The organism is SAR202 cluster bacterium (genome assembly GCA_016872355.1).
In the GTDB taxonomy this organism is placed as follows: Bacteria; Chloroflexota; Dehalococcoidia; order Lucifugimonadales; family VGZY01; genus VGZY01.
The window spans coordinates 21,799-44,731 of the sequence record VGZY01000017.1 but is presented as its reverse complement, the minus strand read 5'-3'; the positions used below and the strand labels follow the sequence as shown (position 1 = coordinate 44,731).

Annotated in this window: 22 protein-coding genes; 7 read left to right on the top strand and 15 right to left on the bottom strand. The window is 62.1% G+C overall.

What is annotated here, in order from left to right:
* Positions 1–289 precede the first annotated feature (289 nt).
* Positions 290–1,900: a DUF2723 domain-containing protein gene (locus FJ319_05790; protein ID MBM3933801.1), complete on the top strand. Its 1,611-nt coding sequence runs from the start codon at positions 290–292 to the stop codon at positions 1,898–1,900.
* A gap of 16 nt (positions 1,901–1,916) precedes the next feature.
* Here FJ319_05790 and FJ319_05785 read toward each other — a convergent pair whose 3' ends face one another.
* From FJ319_05785 to FJ319_05775, 3 genes are all read right to left on the bottom strand, one after another.
* Positions 1,917–3,323, bottom strand: a complete 1,407-nt coding sequence (locus tag FJ319_05785; protein MBM3933800.1) for a magnesium chelatase — start codon at positions 3,321–3,323, stop codon at positions 1,917–1,919.
* Between the two features lie 78 nt (positions 3,324–3,401).
* A complete protein-coding gene (gene folB / locus FJ319_05780; protein ID MBM3933799.1) occupies positions 3,402–3,767 on the bottom strand; it encodes a dihydroneopterin aldolase in 366 nt (121 codons plus the stop codon).
* Between the two features lie 2 nt (positions 3,768–3,769).
* The gene (locus tag FJ319_05775; protein MBM3933798.1) at positions 3,770–4,681 is read right to left on the bottom strand and encodes a CoA ester lyase; all 912 of its coding nucleotides are present in this window, start codon (positions 4,679–4,681) and stop codon (positions 3,770–3,772) included.
* A 91-nt stretch (positions 4,682–4,772) separates the two neighbouring features.
* On the opposite strand from FJ319_05775, the gene cofE reads away from it, so the two are divergent.
* Positions 4,773–5,543, top strand: coding sequence for a coenzyme F420-0:L-glutamate ligase (gene cofE / locus FJ319_05770; GenBank protein ID MBM3933797.1), 771 nt, complete (start codon positions 4,773–4,775; stop codon positions 5,541–5,543).
* A gap of 96 nt (positions 5,544–5,639) precedes the next feature.
* On the opposite strand, the gene FJ319_05765 is transcribed toward cofE, so the two are convergent.
* A complete protein-coding gene (locus FJ319_05765) occupies positions 5,640–5,918 on the bottom strand; it encodes a hypothetical protein (GenBank protein ID MBM3933796.1) in 279 nt (92 codons plus the stop codon).
* Positions 5,919–6,902: 984 nt separating this feature from the next.
* On the opposite strand from FJ319_05765, the gene FJ319_05760 reads away from it, so the two are divergent.
* On the top strand, positions 6,903–7,571 hold the full coding sequence (locus tag FJ319_05760; GenBank protein MBM3933795.1) for an ArsR family transcriptional regulator: 669 nt from the start codon (positions 6,903–6,905) through the stop codon (positions 7,569–7,571).
* A 58-nt stretch (positions 7,572–7,629) separates the two neighbouring features.
* Here FJ319_05760 and tenA read toward each other — a convergent pair whose 3' ends face one another.
* Genes tenA through FJ319_05745 form a run of 3 tightly spaced genes read right to left on the bottom strand, consistent with a single transcriptional unit; the run spans position 7,630 to position 9,206 of the window.
* On the bottom strand, positions 7,630–8,313 hold the full coding sequence (tenA, locus tag FJ319_05755; GenBank protein MBM3933794.1) for a thiaminase II: 684 nt from the start codon (positions 8,311–8,313) through the stop codon (positions 7,630–7,632).
* Positions 8,313–8,693 (bottom strand): hypothetical protein, encoded by a 381-nt coding sequence (locus FJ319_05750; protein ID MBM3933793.1) that lies wholly within the window; start codon positions 8,691–8,693, stop codon positions 8,313–8,315. The genes tenA and FJ319_05750 overlap by 1 nt, the downstream gene beginning before the upstream one ends.
* Positions 8,694–9,206 carry a DinB family protein gene (locus tag FJ319_05745; protein MBM3933792.1) on the bottom strand — a complete coding sequence of 171 codons (513 nt, stop codon included), beginning with the start codon at positions 9,204–9,206 and terminating at the stop codon, positions 8,694–8,696. It abuts the gene before it with no gap.
* 113 nt (positions 9,207–9,319) lie between these two features.
* On the opposite strand from FJ319_05745, the gene FJ319_05740 reads away from it, so the two are divergent.
* Entirely contained in the window at positions 9,320–9,526 is a 207-nt protein-coding gene (locus FJ319_05740) for a hypothetical protein (GenBank protein ID MBM3933791.1), read from the top strand.
* Between the two features lie 195 nt (positions 9,527–9,721).
* Here FJ319_05740 and FJ319_05735 read toward each other — a convergent pair whose 3' ends face one another.
* From FJ319_05735 to FJ319_05700, 8 genes are all read right to left on the bottom strand, one after another.
* Positions 9,722–10,369, bottom strand: a complete 648-nt coding sequence (locus tag FJ319_05735) for an FkbM family methyltransferase (GenBank protein ID MBM3933790.1) — start codon at positions 10,367–10,369, stop codon at positions 9,722–9,724.
* A 221-nt stretch (positions 10,370–10,590) separates the two neighbouring features.
* Positions 10,591–13,194, bottom strand: coding sequence for an FAD-dependent oxidoreductase (locus FJ319_05730; protein ID MBM3933789.1), 2,604 nt, complete (start codon positions 13,192–13,194; stop codon positions 10,591–10,593).
* Between the two features lie 862 nt (positions 13,195–14,056).
* Positions 14,057–14,662, bottom strand: coding sequence for a TMEM165/GDT1 family protein (locus FJ319_05725; protein ID MBM3933788.1), 606 nt, complete (start codon positions 14,660–14,662; stop codon positions 14,057–14,059).
* A gap of 12 nt (positions 14,663–14,674) precedes the next feature.
* On the bottom strand, positions 14,675–14,860 hold the full coding sequence (locus FJ319_05720; protein MBM3933787.1) for a DUF2283 domain-containing protein: 186 nt from the start codon (positions 14,858–14,860) through the stop codon (positions 14,675–14,677).
* The gene (locus FJ319_05715; GenBank protein ID MBM3933786.1) at positions 14,835–17,192 is read right to left on the bottom strand and encodes a response regulator; all 2,358 of its coding nucleotides are present in this window, start codon (positions 17,190–17,192) and stop codon (positions 14,835–14,837) included. The genes FJ319_05720 and FJ319_05715 overlap by 26 nt, the downstream gene beginning before the upstream one ends.
* A gap of 682 nt (positions 17,193–17,874) precedes the next feature.
* Positions 17,875–18,141, bottom strand: a complete 267-nt coding sequence (locus FJ319_05710; GenBank protein MBM3933785.1) for a hypothetical protein — start codon at positions 18,139–18,141, stop codon at positions 17,875–17,877.
* Complete coding sequence (locus FJ319_05705; GenBank protein ID MBM3933784.1) at positions 18,087–18,323, bottom strand: DUF433 domain-containing protein; 237 nt, start codon at positions 18,321–18,323, stop codon at positions 18,087–18,089. The genes FJ319_05710 and FJ319_05705 overlap by 55 nt, the downstream gene beginning before the upstream one ends.
* A 21-nt stretch (positions 18,324–18,344) precedes the next feature.
* Complete coding sequence (locus FJ319_05700) at positions 18,345–19,514, bottom strand: FAD-binding oxidoreductase (protein ID MBM3933783.1); 1,170 nt, start codon at positions 19,512–19,514, stop codon at positions 18,345–18,347.
* A 158-nt stretch (positions 19,515–19,672) separates the two neighbouring features.
* Between FJ319_05700 and leuB the strand changes: the two genes are divergently transcribed.
* The 3 genes from leuB to FJ319_05685 all read left to right on the top strand — a co-directional run bounded on the left by leuB (position 19,673) and on the right by FJ319_05685 (position 22,738).
* Positions 19,673–20,770, top strand: coding sequence for a 3-isopropylmalate dehydrogenase (leuB, locus tag FJ319_05695; GenBank protein MBM3933782.1), 1,098 nt, complete (start codon positions 19,673–19,675; stop codon positions 20,768–20,770).
* A gap of 198 nt (positions 20,771–20,968) precedes the next feature.
* Complete coding sequence (locus FJ319_05690; GenBank protein ID MBM3933781.1) at positions 20,969–21,748, top strand: DUF885 domain-containing protein; 780 nt, start codon at positions 20,969–20,971, stop codon at positions 21,746–21,748.
* Positions 21,749–21,769: 21 nt separating this feature from the next.
* A complete protein-coding gene (locus FJ319_05685) occupies positions 21,770–22,738 on the top strand; it encodes a DUF885 domain-containing protein (protein ID MBM3933780.1) in 969 nt (322 codons plus the stop codon).
* Positions 22,739–22,933: the final 195 nt, after the last annotated feature.

The following is a 22,933-nucleotide window of genomic DNA, read 5'->3' as shown; positions in this document are numbered from 1 at the left end:
ACGCCCCTCCAGAACAAGGTTCAGTATCTGTGCTCTCTTCGCTTCTCGCTCGGTCAAATGTAGTCCTCTCATGGACTGACATATTCACTGAGCAGTTACCTACTGACAATATCACTGAGCAAAGACACGTTTGGCTCTGAAAGTGGCGTAATTGTACCAATCGCGCTATGCTGTTTCAATTGCGGCCGGACGCGCCGCCGAATAACGTAAACAGGACCCCTCCGCGCCCGTGCGAACCCGCTTTCACCTTCCATCGATCATTACAGGCGCCGGTCTTTTCGCCGGGGCCATGGCGCTGTACCTGCTCGCAATGGCGCTCACCCTCACATGGGGGTGGGACGGTAAAGCCGTGGACGGCGGCGACCTCCTGGCGGCGGCCCAGACACTGGGCATACCGCACCCTCCCGGTTACCCCACGTACATGCTGGCGCTCAAGGGCTTCATAACCGCCGTGCCGGTGGGTGACATTGCCTATAGGGGCAACCTGTTTTCCGCTCTGTGCGCCGCACTGGCGGTCGTGCTTGTCTACGCCTCCGCGCTCAGGCTCTGCCGTTATGCGCTACCAAAATCACCGGTGAGCCTGGCAGTGGTCAGCGCGGCACTAGGGGCGTCGATGCTGGCGGCTGCGCCGCTCTTCTGGTCCCAGGCAGTCGTGACGGAAGTCTACACCCTCAACGCGCTGTTCGCCGCCGCGCTCCTGTTCATCGCGCTCCACGTAACTTTGCCGGCCCACTCCTTTTCTCAGCCTCACCCGGGAGAACCAGCTCGGGCCGACGTCGTGCCGAACGAGAGACTGCTGCTCGCCGCCTTCTGGCTTCTTTTCGGCCTCGGCCTGGGCAACCACCTCACGCTCCTCGCGGTCGGCGCGCCTCTGGCAGTGCTGCTCCTAAGAACACGCGGGATCCGCGCAATTCTTTCGCCGCGGACCGTCGCCCCATTCGTCGCCGGACTATCCGTGTACGCTTACCTGCCCATCAGGGCGGCAGCGGACCCGCCTGTGAACTGGGGGGACGCGGACTCTCCCGCCGGCTTCCTCTGGCTTGTGACCGCGCGAGCGTACGGGAACTACGCCTTCGGCGTGCCCGCGAGCCAGGTCGGCAGTCGCGTCCTGGAAACGATTGAGCTCATCTTTGTCCAGCTCAATCCGCTCGGCCTCTTTTTCGCGATTGTGGGCGGGCGTTTGGCCATTGGTATGCTCCCCAGGGTGTTCTGGGCGATGATCTTCACGATCATTGCTGTGACCGTATATTCAATCGGATACCGCAGTGTGGATCCTGAAGTGCTGATGGTGCCGGCGATTATGGCGGGGGCTGTACTGGGGGGCGTGGGCTTCGCGTGGCTGGTGGGCACGCTGGTGCTTGGCGAGTCCGGTGACGCAATGAAGGCTAACGGCGCGCACGCCGTGCTGCCGGGGCCGGCGGGGGCTGTGGCCACTGGTTGGCGGATCGCGATTCTCGGAGGACTGGCCTTCCTGTTCCTCCCCGCGGTCTCGATAGGCCTCAACTACACCGACCAGGACCTTAGCGACGACCGCTCTGCGCGCGAGCGGGCCACGGAGATCATGGCAGCACTGCCGCCTGACGCGATCGTGTTCAGCCGCACGGAGAAGGATTTCTTCTCGCTGTGGTACGTCCAGCATGCGGAGGGCGGTCGCCCTGACGTGGCGGTGGTGGCGCCGCTCCTTCTGCCGTTCGATTGGTACCGCGGCCAACTGGAGCGGCGCTACCCGGACAGGGTCCCATCCCTGCCCAACAGCGAGTCCCAGTTTCCTTCGATGGACGCTATCGTGGAGCATAACCGGGGTAATGGGACCGTGTATTTCACCTTCGGAGACGCGAACGTAGCTGACCGCTACGGCCTGGAGAGGTCCGGCAGCGTTTACGTGGCGACCGGGCGATAGCTTCTCGCAAACCTGGCTAACGGCGGTACTGGTAGCGACCGGAGACCATCTCCCGGTTGAGCTTGCGGTTCAGGTGCATCCCTTCCAGGATAAGCTCAACGGCCGAGGCGAATGTCGCAGGCTCCTCGCTCGGAACCAGCTTCTGGACGACCTTCGAGATGTCGTCCACGCCGCGGAGCTTTTCGACGTACCTGGCGGACGGAATGTCCGCGCCGGTCTCCACGATCAGCCCGCTGTCAAAGCGGGTAACGAGCCCGGAGAGATCGGCAGTGCCGACGTGCCGGTTGAAAACGTTCACTACGGCCTTCTTGATCAGGTCCTCTACAACGCGGCCTTCCTTGCCCTCCTCGGTCGTCTCCAGCTCAATCTTGCCTGTGGTGGACGCGAGAATTCCAGGAAGGTCGCTCACTCGTGGCGATGCCACCTCCCGGCGGCGAAGGCTGCGCTTGAAGGCGCTGCCGAGCAACGTCTCGTAATTGGCGATGGAGACCCGCAGGCTGACGCCGGAGCGCTGGTTAATCTCAGGGCTCTTGCGGGCCAGCCGGGTAATCTCGGCGATCACTTCCTTCATGTACTGCGGCACGATGACGCGGTCTCGCGTGTCCGCGAAGCGCGAGTGCTCCTGCTCGATGATCGCGATCTCGTGCTCGGGCAACTTTGGATAGTGCGTCCTGATCTGCGCGCCGTACCGGTCCTTGAGCGGCGTGATGATGCGGCCGCGGTTGGTGTAGTCCTCGGGGTTGGCGCTCGCGACGAGCATGACGTCCAGCGGCAGCACTATGCGATATCCCTTGATCTGGATATCGCGCTCTTCCATCAGGTTGAAGAGCGACACCTGTATGCGCTCTGCCAGGTCCGGCAGCTCGTTGATGCAGAAGATGCCGCGGTTGGTGCGCGGGACGAGGCCAAAGTGGATGGTAAGTTCGTCCGCGAGGTACCGCCCCTCCGCCACCCTGATGGGGTCTATCTCACCGATGAGGTCTGCGACGGATATGTCCGGCGTCGCCAGTTTCTCGCCGTAACGCCTGTCGCGCGGGAGCCAGGAGACCGGCGCGCCGTCGCCTTTATCCGACACAAGGTCCTTGCAACGCCTGCAAATGGGCGAAAACGGGTTGTCGTTGACCTCGCAGCCGGCGATGACCGGGATCTCGGCGTCGAGGAGGGTTACTAACTGCCGGAGGATGCGCGACTTCGCCTGGCCGCGCTCTCCCAGGAGGACGATGTCCTGCCCTGCGAGGATGGCGTTCTCAAGCTGGGGAATGACGGTGTCTTCAAAGCCGACGATGCCTGGGAAGAGCCTGTCGCCCTTCTCGATGATCGAGATCAGGTTGCGCCGTATCTCTTCCTTGATGTGGGCGGGGTGGTATCCACTCGACTTCAGATCTCCGACTGTCGACGGTCGGTTTGCTGGGGACTTTGCCAGTGACAATGCGTCCACCTCCGTGCTTCGCCCTTTGATTCCAGTCTTACACGGTGTGCAAGCCCATGCAACGGCCCAAGGTTACCGCGTGCGGTAGATTTCGACTGCTGCGAAAGAGAGGATGCTGCCCTTCATCGGCACTTCCGGCTTCCTGACGCGCACTTTGACGGCGTCAACCGGAAAGCCTGCGAGTATGCGGGCGGCGATGGTCTCGGCGACGTTTTCCAGGAGTTTCCGGCTGGGACCTTCCACGATCTCCTTCACAAGCTTGTAAAGGTGGGAGTAGCTCACGGTGTCCTCCAGCTCGTCGGACAGCCCGGCGGCACGGAGGTCTCGGTGCGCTTCAAGGTCGACAACGAACCGCTGCCCCACCTCTTGCTCGGCCGGGCTTGCGCCGTGAAATCCGTAAAAGACCATCCCTTCAAGCTGGATCTTGTCTGGTACCAACCCTATGCTCCTGCTCTTGCCCTGCTCGAAATCGCTTCCGCCGTCTCAATCAACTTCCGCGCACGCTTTACGACCGGGACATCGATGACTAGCCCGTCTAGCGACGTCGACCCGCGACCCGCGCGCTCGGCCTCTTCGAAGGCGGCTACGATCCTCCTGGCGCGCTCTAGCTCCGTCGCGGAAGGCGACATCTCCTCGTTGATGATGTCCACCTGGGCCGGATGAATAGCGAACTTCGCCTTGTATCCCAACTTCCTGACCGAGCGGATATTCGAGCGCAGGCCGTCGACGTCCCTGAATGCGAAGTACGGTGTGTCTACAGCGAGCACGCCTGCCGCTCGCGCCGCGATAGCGACCACGCTCCGGGCGTGTACCACCTCGGAATCGTCCGGCTGCCGCTGAATCTCCATATCGTTCGTGAAGTCTTCCGCCCCGAACGCCACCCCAAGAATCCTTGGGGACGCGGCGCAAATAGCATACGCGTTTACAATAGCCAGCGCCGATTCGAGCCAGAGCACCAGGCGGGTGGCGCCGGGCTCTATGCCAGATTTCCGTTCCAGCGACACCATAGCGGCCGAGATGTTCTGAACATCCTGTACAGTGCCGACCTTGCCAACGGAAACACCGACGGTATGCGGTCCGACAACGGCTTCAAGGTCAGCCTCGAAATGGCCGGAACGGAGTGCGTTCACCCTGGGAATGACAAGGGGGCCGCGCCCGGCTAGCCGGGGAAGGTATTCGGATACCGTGCGCCTCGCCCCGTCCTTCTCACCGTCCGGCACAGAGTCCTCCAAGTCGGGCACAACGGCGTCAGGGTACAGGCCGAGCGCCTTGTCCAGCATTCTCGGCTGGTTGCCCGGCACGAACAGTAGAGAGCGGACCACTTGCATCAATGGCGTCCCCGGGAAGTGCATGCGACATTGGGCCTAAAGCGGGCCCGGCCGCCGCCAAGAGTATACTATAGACACCGCAGCCACGCGCCCACTTTTCTCATCACAGGTATCCATGGCAACTCCTCGCCGCGTTGAGTTCATTGGCATAGGCGGCCTGCCCGAAATCGTCGCCGGCGACCCGATCACCGAGATGGTGGTCCGCCGCGCCGCTGCACAGGGCACTCCGCTCGCCGAGAACGACATCCTGGTGGTTACCCAGAAGGTGGTCTCCAAGTCTGAAGGGCGCATGTTTGCGCTCAGCAGCGTCACGCCGTCGCCGCAGGCCGCGGACCTCGCCGGGCGTACGCGCCGGGACCCCCGCCTGGTGGAGCTTATCCTGCGGGAAAGCGCCGCTATTGTGAGGGTGGACGAGACGCGCGGGATTATCATCACGGAAACGCGGCACGGCTTCGTGTGCGCAAACTCGGGCATCGACTCGTCGAATGTACCCGGTGAAGAGACTGTGTGCCTTTTACCCGTGGACCCGGACGCATCGGCGCGAGCGATAAGGGAAGACGTTTGCCGGCTGTCTGGGCTGGAAAGCGTGGCGGTAGTGATCACGGACACGTTCGGTCGCGCGTGGCGAGAGGGCCACGTGAACTTCGCCATTGGGGTCGCCGGCATGGACCCGTTCAACGACTACCGCGGCGCAGCGGATGCGTTGGGGAAATCCCTCAAGGTGACGCGAATTGCCGTTGCCGACGAGGTAGCGGCCGCTTCAGAGCTGGTGATGGCCAAGTCGGACGGCGTGCCGGCGGCGATAGCGCGGGGTGTCCCGTTTCGACACGCGGACGGGAGCGCCAGAGGGCTCCTTCGGGACCGCACGCACGACCTGTTCCGGTAGTAGTTAAGAAAACAAACGGGCCACTGCTCAGAAGCAGTGGCCCTGTTGTCAGGTGACTGAATGCGCCAGCACGCCGGCGCACTTGCCACACGCGGACTACTCTTCCTCAGCCAGGCTCTTCTTGGGCTTCGCTTCCCGGGAGACCGGAAGGCGCGAGCCGCCGGCGAGCTGCTCGATAGAGATATCGTAGCCCCAGGCCGAGCCCTCGATGTAGTTCATGAACTGCTTGATCTCACCGCAGCGGCGGCACCTCCCCGAGCTGGATGGGCCGGACGGCGCCTCAATCATCCACTGGTGTCGGCAAGACGGCGCCTCAACTGAAATAGGCTCTGCGACTGCGACAGCCGACCCCGAACCGAACCTCGACGATCCCACTTAATGTTCCTCCATCAGGTCTTGCGCATTTTCTGGCCGCGCTTTGTGGCCACAGTTAATCAGATGCATGATTACGAAAAACGGATCCTTTGGCTGCTTCACACAAACAGTGCATTATAACGCAAGGCTAACGCCCTTGCAATAGGCTTGAACGTCAATTTGTTGTGGACTTATCCTATCGGTGGAACGAGAGTCACAGAAGAGATGTTAGTTTTCAGATACAAAACGTTCGCTGCTGACGGACATAAGGAGGAAGTAGGACGGCCCAGGGAAATAGTTTGAGCGACGCGACGGAATTCGACTATCGAGGAAGGGATGTGGACAAAACAAGAGGGCCTGGTCCGAAGCTCGCATGCTTTTCCGGTTGCTGTAGGGAGAGCAGACTTACCGAAGTTGGGGCACCTTCACCGCCCGATCAAGAAGCTCTCACTGCAGACGCGGACTAATGGGCTTTGGGGACCAGACCCTATAGGACCTAGACGAGGACGTCCTGGCGGATGGCGTTCTTCTTGGGCCTGCCAGGCTTCAACTTACCGATGACACCGGTGAAATGCAGCTTGGGAGTAGGCGCGTCCACCACATATCCGCACTGAAGGCACTCCGTGTACTCCCCGTACATGTCACGCTTTGAGCTCACATCGCCTTGACACCTAGGACACGACTTGAATGCCACCCGCACTTCATCACCTCCGGCGACAGGCCTCAATGGCGCAACCTCGACCTGCCGCTACCCTAGATTGATTAGTGTCCCTGATTACGATGACTCAAACGAGTAGAACGATTTTGATGTCTGCCGGTAAGCTTCGGACTGTGAAACTATTTGTTTGGACTACATGTTTATCATAACTTAATTAGGCGTCTTTGTCAATTTAACATGCAATTATGCATTTTGATGCAATATGTGCCTAATTTGTTGACAACTTCGACGGGACCTACCTATACTCCGTTTGGACTACTTCTCCCGCATCCCCCAGGACCGTCTCCATGGAAGGCAGCCGACTCCAGATACTCCAGATCCTGCAACGGAACCGCACCGACACCGTGGACGGCCTTGCAAGGGCCATCGGCCTTGCGCCCGCCACGGTCCAGCGCCATCTCGACATACTCCAGCGCGACCGCCTCGTGGCCTTTACGGAAGTAAGAAAGAAGACGGGACGGCCCGAGTACGCATTTTACCTTACAGAGGGCGGCCAAGAGTCGCTTCCAAAGGACTATGATGGGATGCTTGGGGCGATCGTACAGGAACTGTCGGCCCTAACCGCTGACGAGACCAGTTCCAGGGATGGAGAAGACCTGCTCGAGCTCGTCTTTGCCCGGATGGGTGACGCCGCGGCGCGAAAGCACGAGGAAATTCTTGACGGCAAGGGCATGGGCGATCGACTTACGGCGCTCACTGCCCAGTTGAGCCAGGACAATTTCTTCCCGGAGACCGATATCGGTCCTGACGGCAGTCTGAAGATTTCGCTTTTGAACTGCCCGTTCAGAGCTGTGGCGATGCGAAATAAGGCGGTCTGCGACTTCGACCGCAACCTCATCGCCTCCCTCCTCAAAGTCCCTGTCACCCGCGAGCAGTGCATCAGCGACGGCCACAGCGGTTGTGTCTACTCGGCGAACATCGCCGCGCGGACAAAGCAAGAGGTCGCGCCTGCATAGGACGCGGAATTCCCCGCCGCTCTCCCTTGTCCCCGTTCCGCAATTCCCTATTCACTATTCACAATTCACTATTCTCCCAGACCGACCATCCTTCCAGCCTGTAAGCCGCATCCCAGAACATGTACTCGTACCGGCTGCTGGTGAGGAAGATGCCCTCCAGTCGGGCGCGGTAGTGATCGCCGCCGGCGTCCGCGCGCCTGTCCACGAACTCCCGCAGCCAATCGGCGAGAGCGGCAAACTCCGGCGAGGCATACATCTCGATCCAGCGGCGGTACAGCGGGTGCCTGGGCAGGCCGCGGGCGGCCAGAGTCTGCCCGATGACTGAGTAGCCCCATGAGCACGGGAGGATAGCCGTGGCGGTCTCGCCGGCGTCGCCGGAGTATGCGCACGCCAGCATGTGGCGCGTGTAAGCGAGGTTGGTCGGAAAAGGCTTCGTGGCGCGGAGATCGGCCTCCGTAATGCCGAAGTCCGCGCAGAAACCGACGTGGAGGGCCATCTCCGTGTTGAGGGTCTCATGGAGGAGGCGGGCGAGCCACGCCATGTCCTCCAGAACCTCGGCCTTCGCAACGGCCAATGCGATGACGCGTGAGAAGTCGATCAGGAATACGTAGTCCTGCATCATGTAGTGCCTGAACTTCTCGACGTGCAGCGTTCCGTCGCCGATGCCGGTCACGAACGGGTGGCGGTGCTCCGCCGCCCATATGGGCGCGGCCGCGTTGCGGAGGTGGTCCGTGAAGCGCATCAGGACCCCTTCTTCACGACTACCGGCTCGCCTGCGCGCACCTTCTTGAGCGCCTTCGCATCGCCGTCTATCTTGCCCATGACGTTTACCCCGCTGGCGGGGCGGATCTCGTCGCCGGCGCTCATGGGGGTGGGGCCGAAGAAGAAGCAGAGGGCATTGCCGGGGGGCCAGTAGGCGATGGCGCCCATGTCCACGGTCTCCTGGGAGTCCTTCGCCTCGCGGGTGTTGACCGCCGTCTTGAAGTAGATCTCGTCGCCCCAGACACTCGCGGACGCCTTGATGGGAAGGACGTCCCACAGCATGTTCGAGGTCTCGGAGCCGTTCAGCGTGCCGGTGAGCGTCACGCTCCCGGCGGTGATTTTGATCTTTCTGTCTGCCATCTAGATGCTCTCCTCAAGAGTTCCGGGGTAATCGCCGACCTTGTGGCCGAGGGCGTCGCGCTTGGACGCGACCTCGCCGATGTGGAAGTAGTGGTGCGATACGGCGCGGTAGAGGGCGTACCGCAGGCTCAGCGCGCCGAGCTCCCGCAGGCGGACGTGCGAGCCGGTGTACGGGACCGTCGCCTCAAGGTCCTCGTCCGACTTGTCCGCAAGGTACGCCAGAGCCCGCTCGCGCACCTCTTTGACGCCCTGCTGGATGGCCTCCCACTCGGAGGCGTCGCCGGTGCCGCCGAAGCGGAAGCGGTCCTGCGCGACGACCGGGTGCGGCGGGTGCTTGGCGAAGCGCACGTTGACCCAGACGTCCACCTGGTGGGTGACGTGCGCGAGCGTCCACGCGAAGGAGCTGCCGCCCGCGTGACGCTTTACTGCGTCCTCCGCGCTCAGCCCCGCGACGGCCCTGTCCAGGTCTTTCCACGCCTCCACGACCAGCCCTACGAGCGTGCTCCGGTGCATGCGTCCCTCCGCGCGAACAGGTGATGTATTATTGCCCAAGGAGTGAGTTGAGGCAACCGGCGCCCCTCGCAGCCTGGTATTATGCCCGCCCTATGTACGCACGGAGGCGATGAATGGACCGCAACAGGTCGCGACGACGAGACGCAACACCAGGCCGCACGCCCATCTCGCGGGAGTCGCGCAGGGCCGTGAAGCAGGCGATGGACGACATTGAGCCGGAGTGGATGAAGCGCATCGCCACGCTGATGGCGGTGAACTGCGTCACGAACCCGGTGAAGGGGCGTATCTCCGAGGGGGAGTTGGCGGCGCTCAACAAGTAGGTGGTGGACAAGCTCTACACCTTCCTCCACTACTGGCTCAAGCACCCCCTCAACGACGGATCGGCGTTCCTGGCGGCGATGAACAAGGCGTACCCGGCGGACTGGCCCGCGCCGGAGTTCGACGCGGAGTTCCTGGCGGCGGTTGGGGAGGAGAGGGAGAAGGAGCCGGAAAAGTGATTAAAGACTAATACGCGTTCAATGTCTTCTCGTTAGGATGTAGTTGATTCCATGCCTTGAGTGAACCACATATCCACTTTCCAGCAACAACCTGAGACTTTCGCCACCTGCTTTAGCTGTCCTGGAAGGCACGTACTCTAATATGACCGCCTCAGGCCATAATCCTGTGTTGGCTTCGCTGAAGAATTTATTCAGTACCCTGAATTCAAAACCCTCGATATCGATCTTCAAGGCCTTAATGTTTTTGATTCCTTCAGCTTCCACAAAGGCAAGCAGCGGCCTGCACTTTACCTCGACCTTGTTTTGCCCATCCTTTAGAAAGGAGTTTCCGCCTCTGTGGCCATGCATTGAAACGGTCAGGTTGAGGCTCTCCTCCCTGTCTGAGACGCCCAGATTCAAAGCGCGGACGTTATTAATACCATTTATGGATAGGTTCGTTTCGAGGCTTCGATGTACTACGGGGTCCGCTTCGATGGCCAGCACCTTCCCCTTAGCGCCTACGGCCTTTGCCATGATAAGGGTATAGAAGCCAATGTTGGCTCCTACATCCAGGCAAACATCTCCATCGTCCAGGATCTTCCGGAGGTAGCGTACTTCAGCGCGGTCTCGGAGATGTGGGTGAAAGAGGACATTGGCATCGACCGTCTCATGTGGATCCAATATCATATTGAAGTTGAAAACATCGACTTTAACAGGCTCTCTTTTTCTCCGCAGATAGAGCTTCTTCAGAAATCTATTGTTGATCCCAGAGGCGTGGGGAAATGGAGGGAGGCGTCTGGATACTAGGAGTAGAGCCTTAAGTTCTTTGTCTGGGTTATTCCTCTAACGACTGCAGCCCTTTCAAGGATATACCTAGAATAGTACCTAGGGAGGAAATCCTAAAGGCCCTACCCCCTCACCCTCTCGCCCTTCGGGTCGTATGGCGCTTGCAGGCTGGCCTTGGCCTTGTGGCGCTCGGACGCCGCCTCTATTTCGTATGCGCCTGTTTTGATGAACTCCGATGTTACGCCGTCGTGGTTGGTGATGTAGCCCATGGCTACGGAGCGGCCGACGGTGTGGCAGAACCAGCCGGAGGTGGTGCGGCCTACGAGGGCGCCGTCGCGGTAGATGGGCTCGTCGCCCCACAACACCGGCTCGGCGGAGTCCAGGACTAGCATGGCGAGGCGGTTGCGCAGCGGGCGCTCGCGCTGGTGGAGGAGGGCGCGCTTGCCGATGAACTCTACCGGCTTGTCCCACGCGACGGCGAAGCCGAGGCCGGCCTCAAGGGGCGTCTCCTGGTCGGTGATGTCCAGCCCCCAGGCGCGGTAGCCCTTCTCGATGCGGAGGGAGTTCATCGCGTGGTAGCCGGCGTGCTTGAGGGCGAAGTCGTCGCCGCTGGTGACGATCGCCTCGTAGACGGTCGGGAGGAACTCGGTGGGAACGTAGAGCTCCCAGCCGAGCTCGCCCACGTAGGTGACGCGGGAGGCGCGGACGGTGGCGTAGCCGAGGGGCAGCTCCTTCGAGGTCATGTACGGGAAGGCGGCGTTGGACATGTCGGCGTCCGTGAGGGTCTGGAGGAGGGCGCGGGAGTTGGGGCCCATGACGCCCAGGACGCCGTACGCGGAGGTGACATCCGTCAGGTAGGTGTGCGCGCCGTGTGGGATGTGCGACTTTATCCAGTGGAAGTCGCGGGTGGCGGTCGCGCCGCCGGTGACGATGAGGTAGCTGTCCTCTGAGAGGCGCGTGACGGTGAGGTCGGCCTCGATGCCGCCGCGCGGGTTGAGCATGGCGGTGTAGACGACGCGGCCGGGAGGGACGTCGACGTCGTTGGCGCAGAGGGTCTGCAGGAGGCGCTCTGCCTGGGTGCCCTGCAGAAGGAACTTCGCGAAGGACGACTGGTCGAAGAGGGCGACGTCCTCGCGCGCGGAGCGGTGCTCGGCGGCGGAGTACTGGAACCAGTTCTGGCGCTGGTAGGAGTACCTGTACTTGGGCTCGACGCCGTGGGGCGCGTACCAGTTGGGCCGTTCCCAGCCCGCGCCGCCGACGCCGAAGCACGCGCCGCGCGCGGCCAGCCGCTGGTGGATGGCGGAGCGTCGGACGCCCCTGGCGGTGGTCATCTGCTTGTTGGGCCAGTGCATCCCGTACATCGTCCCGACCGACTCCACCGTGCGGTCCAGGAGGAACTTCGGCGAGTTCTCGAAGCCGTGGAAGCGGCGGATATCGACGTCCGTAAGGTCCATCGGCGGGTGGCCGTCGACGATCCACTGGGCAACGAGGCTGCCGACACCCGCGCCGGCGGAGATGCCCGTGGAGTTGAGGCCGGTCGCGACGTAGAAGTTCTTGAGCTCAGGGGCCTCGCCGAGGATGTACTTGTTGTCCGGGGTAAAGCTCTCCGCGCTCACGTAGAAGCGGTTGATCCCCGCCTCCTCAATCGCCGGCACGCGGAAGATGGCGTTCTCCCAGAACACCTTGAAGTGGTCCCAGTCCGGCTCCAGCAGCCCAAAGTGGTAGTCCCCGGGGATGTCTCGGCTCTGTTCCCCTTCCCCTCCCTGCCTTTGTTCCTCTCCCTCAGGGAGAGGTGTCCCGATGCCCCATCGGGACGGAGAGGGTGTGGCTGTTCGGCTGTTTGCCTGGCCGACTGCCGACTGCTCACTGCCAATCCCCGTCCTCACCCCCCACGGCTTCGCGTCCGTCTCGAAGCCGCCCATCAGGATCGCGCCCTGCTCCTCCATGTCGCGGCGAAAGTAGATCTGCTCGTCCGGGTCGCGCAGCGAGGGAATCTCGTACGGGACGCCGCTGGGGAGCGGGTTGGTGACGAGGTACATGTGCTCTGCAGCCATCTGCGGCACATTCACCCCCGCGAGCAGGCCAAGCTCCCTCGACCACATGCCCGCCGCGAGGACGACGTACTCGCAGCCGATCTCTCCCCTACCCGTTACGACGCCCGCCACCGAGCCGTGCCTCTTGCGGAAGCCGGTCACCTGCACGTTCTCGATGATCTTCACACCCTGCAGCTCCGCGCCGCGCGCCATCGCGAGGGCCGTCAGAGCGGGGTTTGTCTGACCGTCGCGCGGGATGTGGAGCGCGCCAACCAGGTCGTCCGTGCGCATAAGCGGCCACATCTCGCCCGCGCGCTTCGGGGTAATCGGCTCGATCTCGATGCCGAAGGAGCGGCCGAGCGAGGCGATTTTGCGGATCTCGTCCATCCTCCCGGGCGTGCGGGCGACGGTGATGCTGCCTGGACGCCGGAAGCCGGTGGGCAGGCCGGTCTCAGCCTCCAGCCGCGAGTACAGGTCCACACTGATGCGTGCAATCTCGATGAGGGAGCGCGACGCCCGGAACTGCGTCACCAGCCCCGCCGCGTGCCACGTCGTCCCGCCGGACACGGTCTTGCGCTCCAGCACGGTGACATCGCGCCACCCCAGCTTCGCAAGGTAGTACGCGACTCCGCACCCCGCAATGCCGCCGCCCACGACGACGACGCGGGCGTGCCTGGGGAGATCTTTGGGCATGGGTGGACGCTCCGGGAGATGATGGCGGACATGATACTACAAGGGAGGTAGTCGGTAGTAAGTAGTCAGTCAAGCCAAAAGCCGGGGAAGTCATCCACACATTACGCTGATTTCGGGACTGCAAACGGGGGACTCCCGACGCGCCTATCTGGGCACTGATGTCTCGGGAGGCTGTAGCGGAGAAGCCTCTGCGCGCCAGACCTCGGTTGCGTTGTACATCGTCCCGAACCAGATCCCTTCTGACGTGCCGCAACTCACCGTCCAAATGAGCCCTTCAGGCGCCGGAAGTAGCGTGGCAGTCAATCTCGTCGTATCGTCAGAATTCCTGCAATGACGCCAGTCCTCCAGAGCAGCGCTGAAGGTCTTCGACGGCGGCACTCGTAGACCGGCAAGGTCCAGCACTGAATGGTCTACAGCAAAAACAGGATGGATCGTGTCATGCTGCCGCACGGACCAGTCAGAAGCCGTCGTTGATGTGCTTGAAACGGCGATGTCGAACTGCGCGGTCGCCCTGCCGTCGGTGAATCCAAAAGTCGCGACCCCAGTCCCGTAATTGATATTTATCGAACGGAGCAGTGGGAAGGACACTATCTCTTTCGCTCCCTGAGAGACCGCACCGGCAAGCTGCACAAGAACGGCAACTTCCTCGGCTTCTCGTTGCGCCACAACATCACCACTTCCCTGAGGAACACGCGTTACTTCGGGAAGTGGCGTTGCGGAAGCAGTGCCGGTTGCCGGCGGGGCCATAGGCGCTGCCGGACTGCAGGCCGCCAAGAGCAGGCCGCATGCGGAGAGTGCCAGGCGGACGCCGATGCGGTACGTCTGAAGATCCAAACTGTACCTCCGTAACGGACCTCGCCCACTACCTCATCGCGGCTATCGCGCCGACGAGGAGCACAAGGCCGACGCCAAGGAAGACCACCGCCGCGATCGTCTTGATCATCTTCGGCTTGAGGTAGCGCGAAAGCGCGGCGCCGCCGACTATGCCAAGGCCCGTGAGCGTCACCAGCGCGAGCGCCGAGCCGATGAAGCTGCCGAGGAGGTCGCCGGACTCGGCGGCAAGGCCGGTGACGGCGAGCTGGCTCTTGTCCCCCATCTCGGCGACGAAGATCATCGCGAACGTGGACGCGGCCACTCGGGCGAACGACTGCGACTTCGCGCCGCCGGCGCCTGCCTCGCCGTCATCGGCGTCGTGACCGAGGGCCGCGCGGAGGGTCAGCGCCCCGATGACCAGGAACAGGGTGCCGGCCGCAATACCCACCCACTCGGCCGGGATCAAGTCGCCGGCGATCGAGCCTATGATGGACGCCGCCAGCGCAAGGACAATGAACGCGGCGGCAGAGCCGAGGAAGACCGCCCACCGCAGCCGCGCGAGGGCGGATACGCCTACAACTGCAAACTGTGTCTTGTCACCGAACTCCGCCAGGAAGATCAGCGCGAACGCCGTACCGATGTTTCCGAGATCCAAGGATCACCAGCGTCACTTGATTAGTAGGTTCGTCATCGCAAAGCCCGCGACGGCCTCCTGCCGCGTCATGTCCACCACCTTGCCAGCGCTTTCGATGTCGATGCCGACGACGTTGCCGGCAGGGTCCACATCTATGGTAACGCCGCGCGCGACCTCACGCGTATCACGAACCCTATCCGTGCCCCACGATAGGCGTATCTAACACCTGACGGACCCTTTTTGCAAGAGTCCTGGGGGTGAATGGCTTCTGGAGCACCGCCGCGCCCTGCTCAAGCACCACGTGGCGGATAACGGTATCATCCGTGTATCCGGTCATGAAGAGGACCTTTAGGGACGGGAATCGGCGGCGTAGGCCGTCAGCCAGCTCCCTGCCGTTGGACCCGGGCATAACTACGTCGGTGACCAGCAGTGCTATGGATGGACCCTCGCCGTAGAACACAGCCAAAGCGCTTTCGCTGTCCCACGCTTCGTGCACTCGATACCCTATTTCCGAAAGCGTTCTGACGGCCACGCGCCGGACTCGATCATCGTCCTCGACCACCAGGACGGTCTCGTTTCCTCCTCCAAAGTATTCCGCCTCCACTCTGGTTGCCTGTGGCGCCCCCTGCGCCCTGGGCAAGTACACTTTGAAGGTGGTGCCGCGGCCGAGCTCGCTGTATACCCAGATTGTGCCGCCGCTCTGCCGGATGATCCCGTGGCATGTCGCCAGGCCCAGGCCAGTGCCCTTCCCGCGCTCCTTCGTGGTGAAGAACGGCTCAAAAAGGTGTCTCTTGACCTCGTCTGTCATCCCTGTACCCGTATCCGTCACCGCAAGCATAACGTGCTCACCTGCAGTCGCATCCGGATGCAGGGCCACGTATTCGTCATCAAGTACAGCATTCGATGTCTCAACGGTAATTTTTCCGCCGCTGTGCATCGCGTCCCGGGCGTTCACGACCAGGTTCATGAGGACTTGCTGTATCTGCCCGGGGTCTGCGCACACCGGCCATATCCCTTCCGCGGGCAACGAAGTCAGCTCTATGTTCTCTCCGATCACGCGCTGGAACAGCTTGTCCATGTCCAGGATGAGCTGGTTGAGGTCGAAGGTCTGAGGCTCCATCACCTGCTGCCGAGAGAAGGCAAGCAGCTGCCGAGTCAGGTTGCGCGCCTGTTCGGCGGCCCTGGATATCTCGTTGAGGTCTTCCCTGGCCCTATCGCCTGGGGGCATGGTTTCGGACACTAGCTCTGCGTAACCCATTATGGGGACGAGGAGGTTATTGAAGTCGTGCGCGACGCCCGCCGCCAGCCAGCCGATGCTCTCAACCTTCTGGGATTGAACAAGTTGATCGCGGAGCCTGTTCTTCTCGGTAACGTCCGTCATCATGACAATAGCGCCTTCGATTGATCCGCCCGGCCCTCGCAATGGCGCGGCGGACATATTGAGGTCAACCGGAGCGCCGTCTTTTCGGCGCGCTCTAATCTCTGTTCCTGCGACGGTCTTCCCATCCCGGAGGGCAGCAGCCAACCCGTTTCCGTAAACCGGCTTCTCGTCGACGGTAATAGGGAGCGGGCGCCCCACTGCATCTTCTACCGTCCACCCAGTGATGACCTGGGCGGAGCGGTTCCAGATCACAATGTTGCCTTTTGCGTCCAGAGAGGCTATCCCGATCGGCGAAGCATCAACAACAGCGTTCAGTTTCGCGTTAGCTGCCTTGATGGCCTTCGCCGAGTCCTGCACCTCTCGGTCCCTAGACTCAATGGTGTTCGCCATCTCATTGAATGATGCGGCAAGCTGGTCAAGCTCTTTCGCCGCCCCCAAAACGCGGGCGCGGCTGCTTAGATCGCCTGCCGACAGGGCGCGAGTAGCAATGGAGATCTCTCTGATAGGCCGGAGCACCAGGAAGCCTCCGGTGAACCACGCCGCGGCCGCCGTCAGCACAACGATTCCCGCCAGCGCCAGGAGGTCCCGGGCAATCTCCGCGTTTGCCCCGGCGAATACGACTGAAGCGGGTATGCCGCCGGCGAAGTAGATAGTCGTAACCTGGTAATGCGCCGCCTCAACGGAATAGAGACGGTCCGTTCCGTCAAGGCCTGTCACCGGGTTGCCGGAGGCCAGCGACTCGGCGGGCAAGCCGAAGTCGGACAGGGCCTTCCCCACTGATCCTGCGGAATCCGGGAACCGCGCCAGGATTGACCCGCGTGTATCCGCCGCGAACACCTCCGACCCGTCCGGCAGGCCGGAAGCGGCGGCGCCATCGTTGAGCCACCCGAGGTCGATTGCGGCAAAGAGCAAGGACTGCATCTCACCGGACTCGTCGTACGTCGGATAGCCCACAGTAAGCGAAGCCCTGCCGGTCACCCTGCCGATCAGGTAGTCGCCGACAGCAAAGTTTTTCGCGGTAACGGCGCGCTGGAAATAGGCCCTGTCCGAAACGTTTACGGCGGAGGCCAGGGGCGCAGCCCTGCAGTAGAGATTCCCATCGGGAGTAGCCACGCCGATATTGCCGAATTGCGGGCTCTGGACGAGTATGCGCGTGCAAGGCTGGAGCACTCTGACTCGTGGCCGGGCAACGTCTGGGGCACTTGCGCCAATAGCATGAGGAGCCGCTGGGCCTGATCGATGAGCGCCGCCTGGTTGCGGGCAGCCGCGGCTACAGCCCTGGCTGCGTCTTCGCGTGCTTCGCGCGCGGCCTGGTCCCGGGCGTTAGCTGCGGACCAGGCAAGCAGAATGAAAGCGGGGACTGCGGCGAAGAGTACGAGGGCTACTAACCTCGCCCGTAGGCTGGATATGGGAAGCAGCTTCACGACACTCCCTCTCCGTCCATGTAGTTTTAGCAAAACGAATGGCCGGGTTATATAATACTTACAGGGAGTGAACGTTTCTATAGGTGAATATAACCGAACTTATGGGGAACGGTCCCCCCTATGCTATCACCTTGAACTTGTAAGTCATTGGTACCTGGTCGATGATCGGGTACAGGTCAGACGTAGAGGCGTAGCGCCGCTCGTGACCTCCCGTGCGCGGACGGGCCCGCTGCTGGAGAGGTCTCTGGAGAGGGTGTCGGTATATGCGGAGTACTGGAGTTTCACTTAACGATCCGTCTAATTCGCACACCGCGGTTAGAGATAACCGTCAGACTGTTGAAAATGCGGTCGTGGAAATTGCGGACGGCCTGGGCCACGATGGAAGTCTTCTCCGTTTCTGTTTCGCCGAATAGGCGTACCAGAATTACTCAGTGTGTTGGCAGGTAGCTGCCGAATACCATTTGGCCGAATCCTTTGTCTAGTGTCACGACTATTCGACCTTCTGCGACGGCCATCTCCAGAATCGCATCGTCGGAAACTCCCCGGTCGGTTTCGGCAATGTAGAGTACGTCGTGGCCTTCTAGACGCAACCGGTCCACAATCGCCTTGTTGAGTCCTTCGTCCGCCACGAATCTCAGGCCTAGACCTCCTCGTGCGGGTACACGACATCTGCGCTGAGGGCCTTGGCCGCAAATGCCAGAGCAGCCCTTATCCCCTCGATGGTCAGTCTGGGGTACGCCTCCAAAAGCTGATCGGTAGTCTCACCGGCGGCCAGAGCCTCCAGTATCTGCTCGACCGTGATCCGCGTACCAGAAACCACCGGCTTCCCCATCATGACCGACGGGTTAGAATCGATAAGTGCAGACTGGTTAGCCATCATTCCCTCCCTTCTTCTCCCCTAAGCTATCACCTTGAACTTGTAGGTAGTCTTGTTGAGGTTGCCTTCCTTGAAGCGGTCCATGCGCAGGGGCGTGAAGTCCACGAGCTTCGACTTTCCGTCAAGGACCATCTCCGCTACGCACACGCCGATGGCCGGGGCGAGCTTGAAGCCGTGGCCGCTGAAGCCTGTGCAGATGTAAAGCCCCTCGACGCCGGTCACCTTGTCGATGATCGGGTGAAGGTCAGGAGTGGACGTGTACAGTCCCGCGTAGCCGGTGAAGATCTCGGCGTCCGCAATCGCCGGCAGCCGCTTCGAAAGGCGCAGCCATACGTCTTCCAGGTGCTCAGTACCGTACTTCGGGTTGTAGTTGTCCGGGTTGGCCACGTCCTCGGCATTGCCGTTGCCGACAAGCGTAAGATCGGAGCCCTCCGGGCGGAAGTAGACCAGGTTGGCCATGTCGCCGCCGCCGGGGTGGAACGGTAGCTGGTCCAGCTTGCGCCGCAGGAGAAAAACTTCGTGGCGCGTCGCCTCCAGCGGCAGGTCGAAGCCGAGCTTGCGCATGAAGCGGCCGGACCACGGCCCTGTGGCAATCACCGCCGTGTTCGTCTCATAGCGCTCTGTGGCCGTCTCTACGGCTACCACCTTGCCGTTCTTGATCTCCACGTTTGTCGCAGGCGATTGCAGTACTATCTGCGCGCCCATCTCGCGGGCGCGCGTAGCGTACGAGAGACCGGTGCCACTCGGGTCGGCGTGTCCGGACTGCGCCTCCCACGCGAACGCCTCGTCGTCCTGGTACTCGAACATCGGCGCAAGCTCGCGCGCCTCTTCCTTGGAGACGATGCGCGTATCAATGCCCACCGCCTGCTGGATGCCGATGTTGTACTTCAGCCCGTCGCGGGAATCGCCCGGCACAAAGACCATGTAGCCGGTCTGCACGAAGCCGCAGTCCCCGCCGACGATCTCGCCGAAGTTCTGGAAGATTTTGAGGCTCTTCCATGCCAGGTCCGCGTTGACGGTTGTGGAGTAGTGCATGCGCACCGCGCCGGAGGAGCGGCCCGTAGAACCGGAGCCGAGGGTGTCCCGCTCCAGCAAAACGGTGTTCCTGACGCCGCGCGTCGCCAGGTTGAATATGATCGCAGTGCCCATGACACCGCCGCCAACGATAACGGCGTCCTTGGTGATAGCCATTGAGAGGTCCTTTCAGCTGTGCGGCACGCACGTTGAGCGCGGCTTCGCAGATATATTCTTCAATTTGGCATATAATACTTCACGGCTTGGTTCTGACACCATAGCGAGAACTTACGAAGGGGCTTCCCGGTCCGTGCATCGGGGCCTCTGGAGTCACAATGAAGATAACTATCGCAGCGCTGCCTGGGGACGGCATCGGCCCGGACGTAATCCGCGAGGCCATCAAGGTTGTGGACGCCGTCGGCGGCAAGTTCGGCCACAAGGTGGAGGCGAACTGGGGGAAGATCGGCGGCATCGCCATCGACGAGAGCGGCACCGCCCTCCCCGACGCAACCGTCGAGGTCATCGACAACAGCGACGCCATCCTCTTCGGCGCCGTGGGCGGGCCGAAGTGGGACAAGGTGGACGCGAAGGTGCGGCCGGAGGCGGGCATCCTGGCGCTGCGGAAGAACCTCGGCCTCTACGCCAACCTGAGGCCGGTGAAGGTCTACCCGCAGCTAATCAACTCCAGCCCAATCAAGCCGAGCTACCTCAAGGGCGTGGACATGATCATCCTGCGCGAGCTCACGGGCGGGCTGTACTTTTCAAAGCCGAAGAAGCGCTGGACCACCTCCCGCGGCCGCCGCGGCGTGGACACGATGTACTATACGGAGCAAGAGGTGCGCCGCATCCTCAAGGTGGGCTTCGAGCTCGCTCGCGGCCGCAAGAAGCTGCTCACGTCCGCCGACAAGTTCAACGTTCTGGAGTCCTCCCGCATGTGGCGCGAGATCGCCATCGAGATGTCCGCGGACTACCCGGACGTGAAGTTGGAGCACATCCTCGCGGACAACCTGGCGATGCAGCTCATCCGCAACCCGGCGCACTTCGACGTGGTTGTGTCCGAGAACATGTTCGGCGACATCCTCTCCGACGAGGCGTCCGTCCTGGCGGGCTCGATGGGCATGCTTCCGTCCGCCAGCCTGGCGGGCCTGCCGAACCCGAACGGGCGCGGCAAGCGGCCGATGAGCCTTTACGAGCCTATCCACGGCAGCGCCCCGGACATCGCCGGCCAGGGTATCGCCAACCCCATCGCCGCGATCCTCAGCGGCGCGATGATGCTCCGCTACTCCTTCGGCCTGGAGAAGGAGGCCGACGCCATAGAAAAGTCCGTCGAGGGCGTCCTGGCCGAAGGCTACCGCACGAAGGACATCGCCTCAGACGGCGGCCAGCTTGTCACGACGAGCAAGATGGGGGACATCATAGCCGGTCGGGTCTAACATCAGTTATGAATTATGAAGTAGTCGGTAGTTAGTAGTAGGTAGTAGGCCAGACATAAAGCCGGCTGTTGGATTGGCCAACTACTTACTACCCACTACTGACTACTGCTCCCTGCTCTCCCTTTCATCCTTCATAATTTGCCTCCACTCTCTTCCCCATGCCTTACACTAGACATATCCCCCTCGCTGGAAGCAGGTATGTCCTCGAAGTCCCCGGTCTATGCCGTCGCCGACGCATACGTCGCGAAGTACGCGGAGCTCGACCCCGTCTCCGCCACGATGCTCGGCATCGAAGGCTACAACGACAGGATGACCGACTACTCGCAGGAAGGCGTCGAAGCGCAGTACATGCTCACGATGTCCACGCTCACCCAGCTCTCGGCGGCGGAGAACAAAGGTGAGCGGGACCGCATAGCCAAGGAGCTTATCCGCGAGCGGCTGGGAGTCACCGCTGAGCTGCACCGGGCCAAAGAGCACTTCCGCGGGCTCAACATCCTGACCAGCCCGCTGCAGATGGTGCGCATGTGTTTCGACCTCATGCCACGCAAGACGCGCGACGAGTGGTCGGACATCGCTCAGCGGTCGTCGCTAGTCCCTGCCGGCATCGAGTCCTACCGCCGTCTCCTCCACGATGGCGTGCAGCAGAATCTCACTTCAGCGCGCCGGCAGGCGCTTAGCTGCGCCGCGCAGGCGGAGGCGTGGGCAGGCGCCGGGGGCAAGCCCTCGTTCTTCATCAAGCTGCTGGACTCCTACGACGCAACCAGGATCTCAGACCCCGCCCTGCGCGGCAGGCTGGAGGGGGGCGCTGCCGCCGCGAGCGATGCGTACGCAGAGATGGCGAAGTACCTTCGCGACACCTACGCGCCCGCCTCCCCGGAGCAGGACGGTATCGGCCCGGAGCGGTACCGGCTGTACTCGCTGGGGTACAACGGCACGGAGCTGGACTTCGAGGACACCTACGCCTGGGGCTGGGAGTAGCTGGCGTGGGTGGAGCAGGAGATGATCGACACGGCGGACAGGATCCTCCCCGGAGCGACGGTCGAGGAGGCGAAGAAGGTGCTGGAGGCCGACCCGGCGCGGGCGATAGAGGGCGTGGAGGAGTTCCGCCGCTGGATGCAGGAGCTGCAGGACCGCACCATCGCCGAGCTCAACGGCGCCCACTTCGACATTCCGGCGGACGTCCGGCGCATCGAGGCGATGATCGCCCCGCCCGGCGGCGCGCTGGCGATGTACTATACACCGCCTTCGGAAGACTTCTCCCGCCCCGGCCGCACCTGGTACCCCACGAACGGCAAGACGCGTTTCCCCCTTTGGGGCGAAGTATCGATTGCGTATCACGAAGGGGTCCCCGGACACCACTTCCAGCTCGGCATGGCCAAGCACATGCGCGAGGACCTGTCGCGCTTCCAGCGCAACCTGGGGCTCGTCTCCGGCTACAGCGAGGGGTGGGCACTCTACGCAGAGCGGCTGATGGGCGAGATGGGGTACCTCGAAAACCCCGACTACTACCTGGGTATGCTCCGCGCACAGGCGCTGCGCTCCGTCCGCGTGATCGTGGACATCGGCATGCACCTCCAGCTCAAGATACCCCGCGCCCAGAAGTTCCACCCCGGCGCGACGTGGACGCCGGAGCTCGGCCACGAGTTCCTCCTGGCGAACGCGCACTTCCCGCCGAACTTCCTCGCGAGCGAGCTCACGCGCTACCTCGGCGTCCCCGCGCAGGCGATCAGCTACAAGATGGGCGAGCGCGCCTGGCTGCAGGCGCGAGACAAGGCGAAGGTCACCCTTGGGTCAAAGTTCGACCTGCGGGCATGGCACAACAAGGCGCTCAACCTGGGCCCAATGGGCCTGGCGCAGATGCGGGAAGAGATGGGGGGCGTGAGGGGTGTTACTTTGTTTTTCCCCCCGACAAGTTATGAGAGGACGGGCAGATCCCTCGAATTAGGTCCTCGATCTCCTCTTTTGTAAGGGGTCTACCGTTGGACTGTTTGATGACGATATCTTCGCCATGCTTTTTGCAGGAACTTGTGGTAGCCTGCGATGAAATCGCACTCCCAAAGAGTATCGTTGTCACCCGATTCATTCGGAATCCGATTGGCAGTGACCTTCGCCATAGAAACCTCCTGTTTTGGGAGCCATTCTCGCTTATGAAATGGGAAAGTC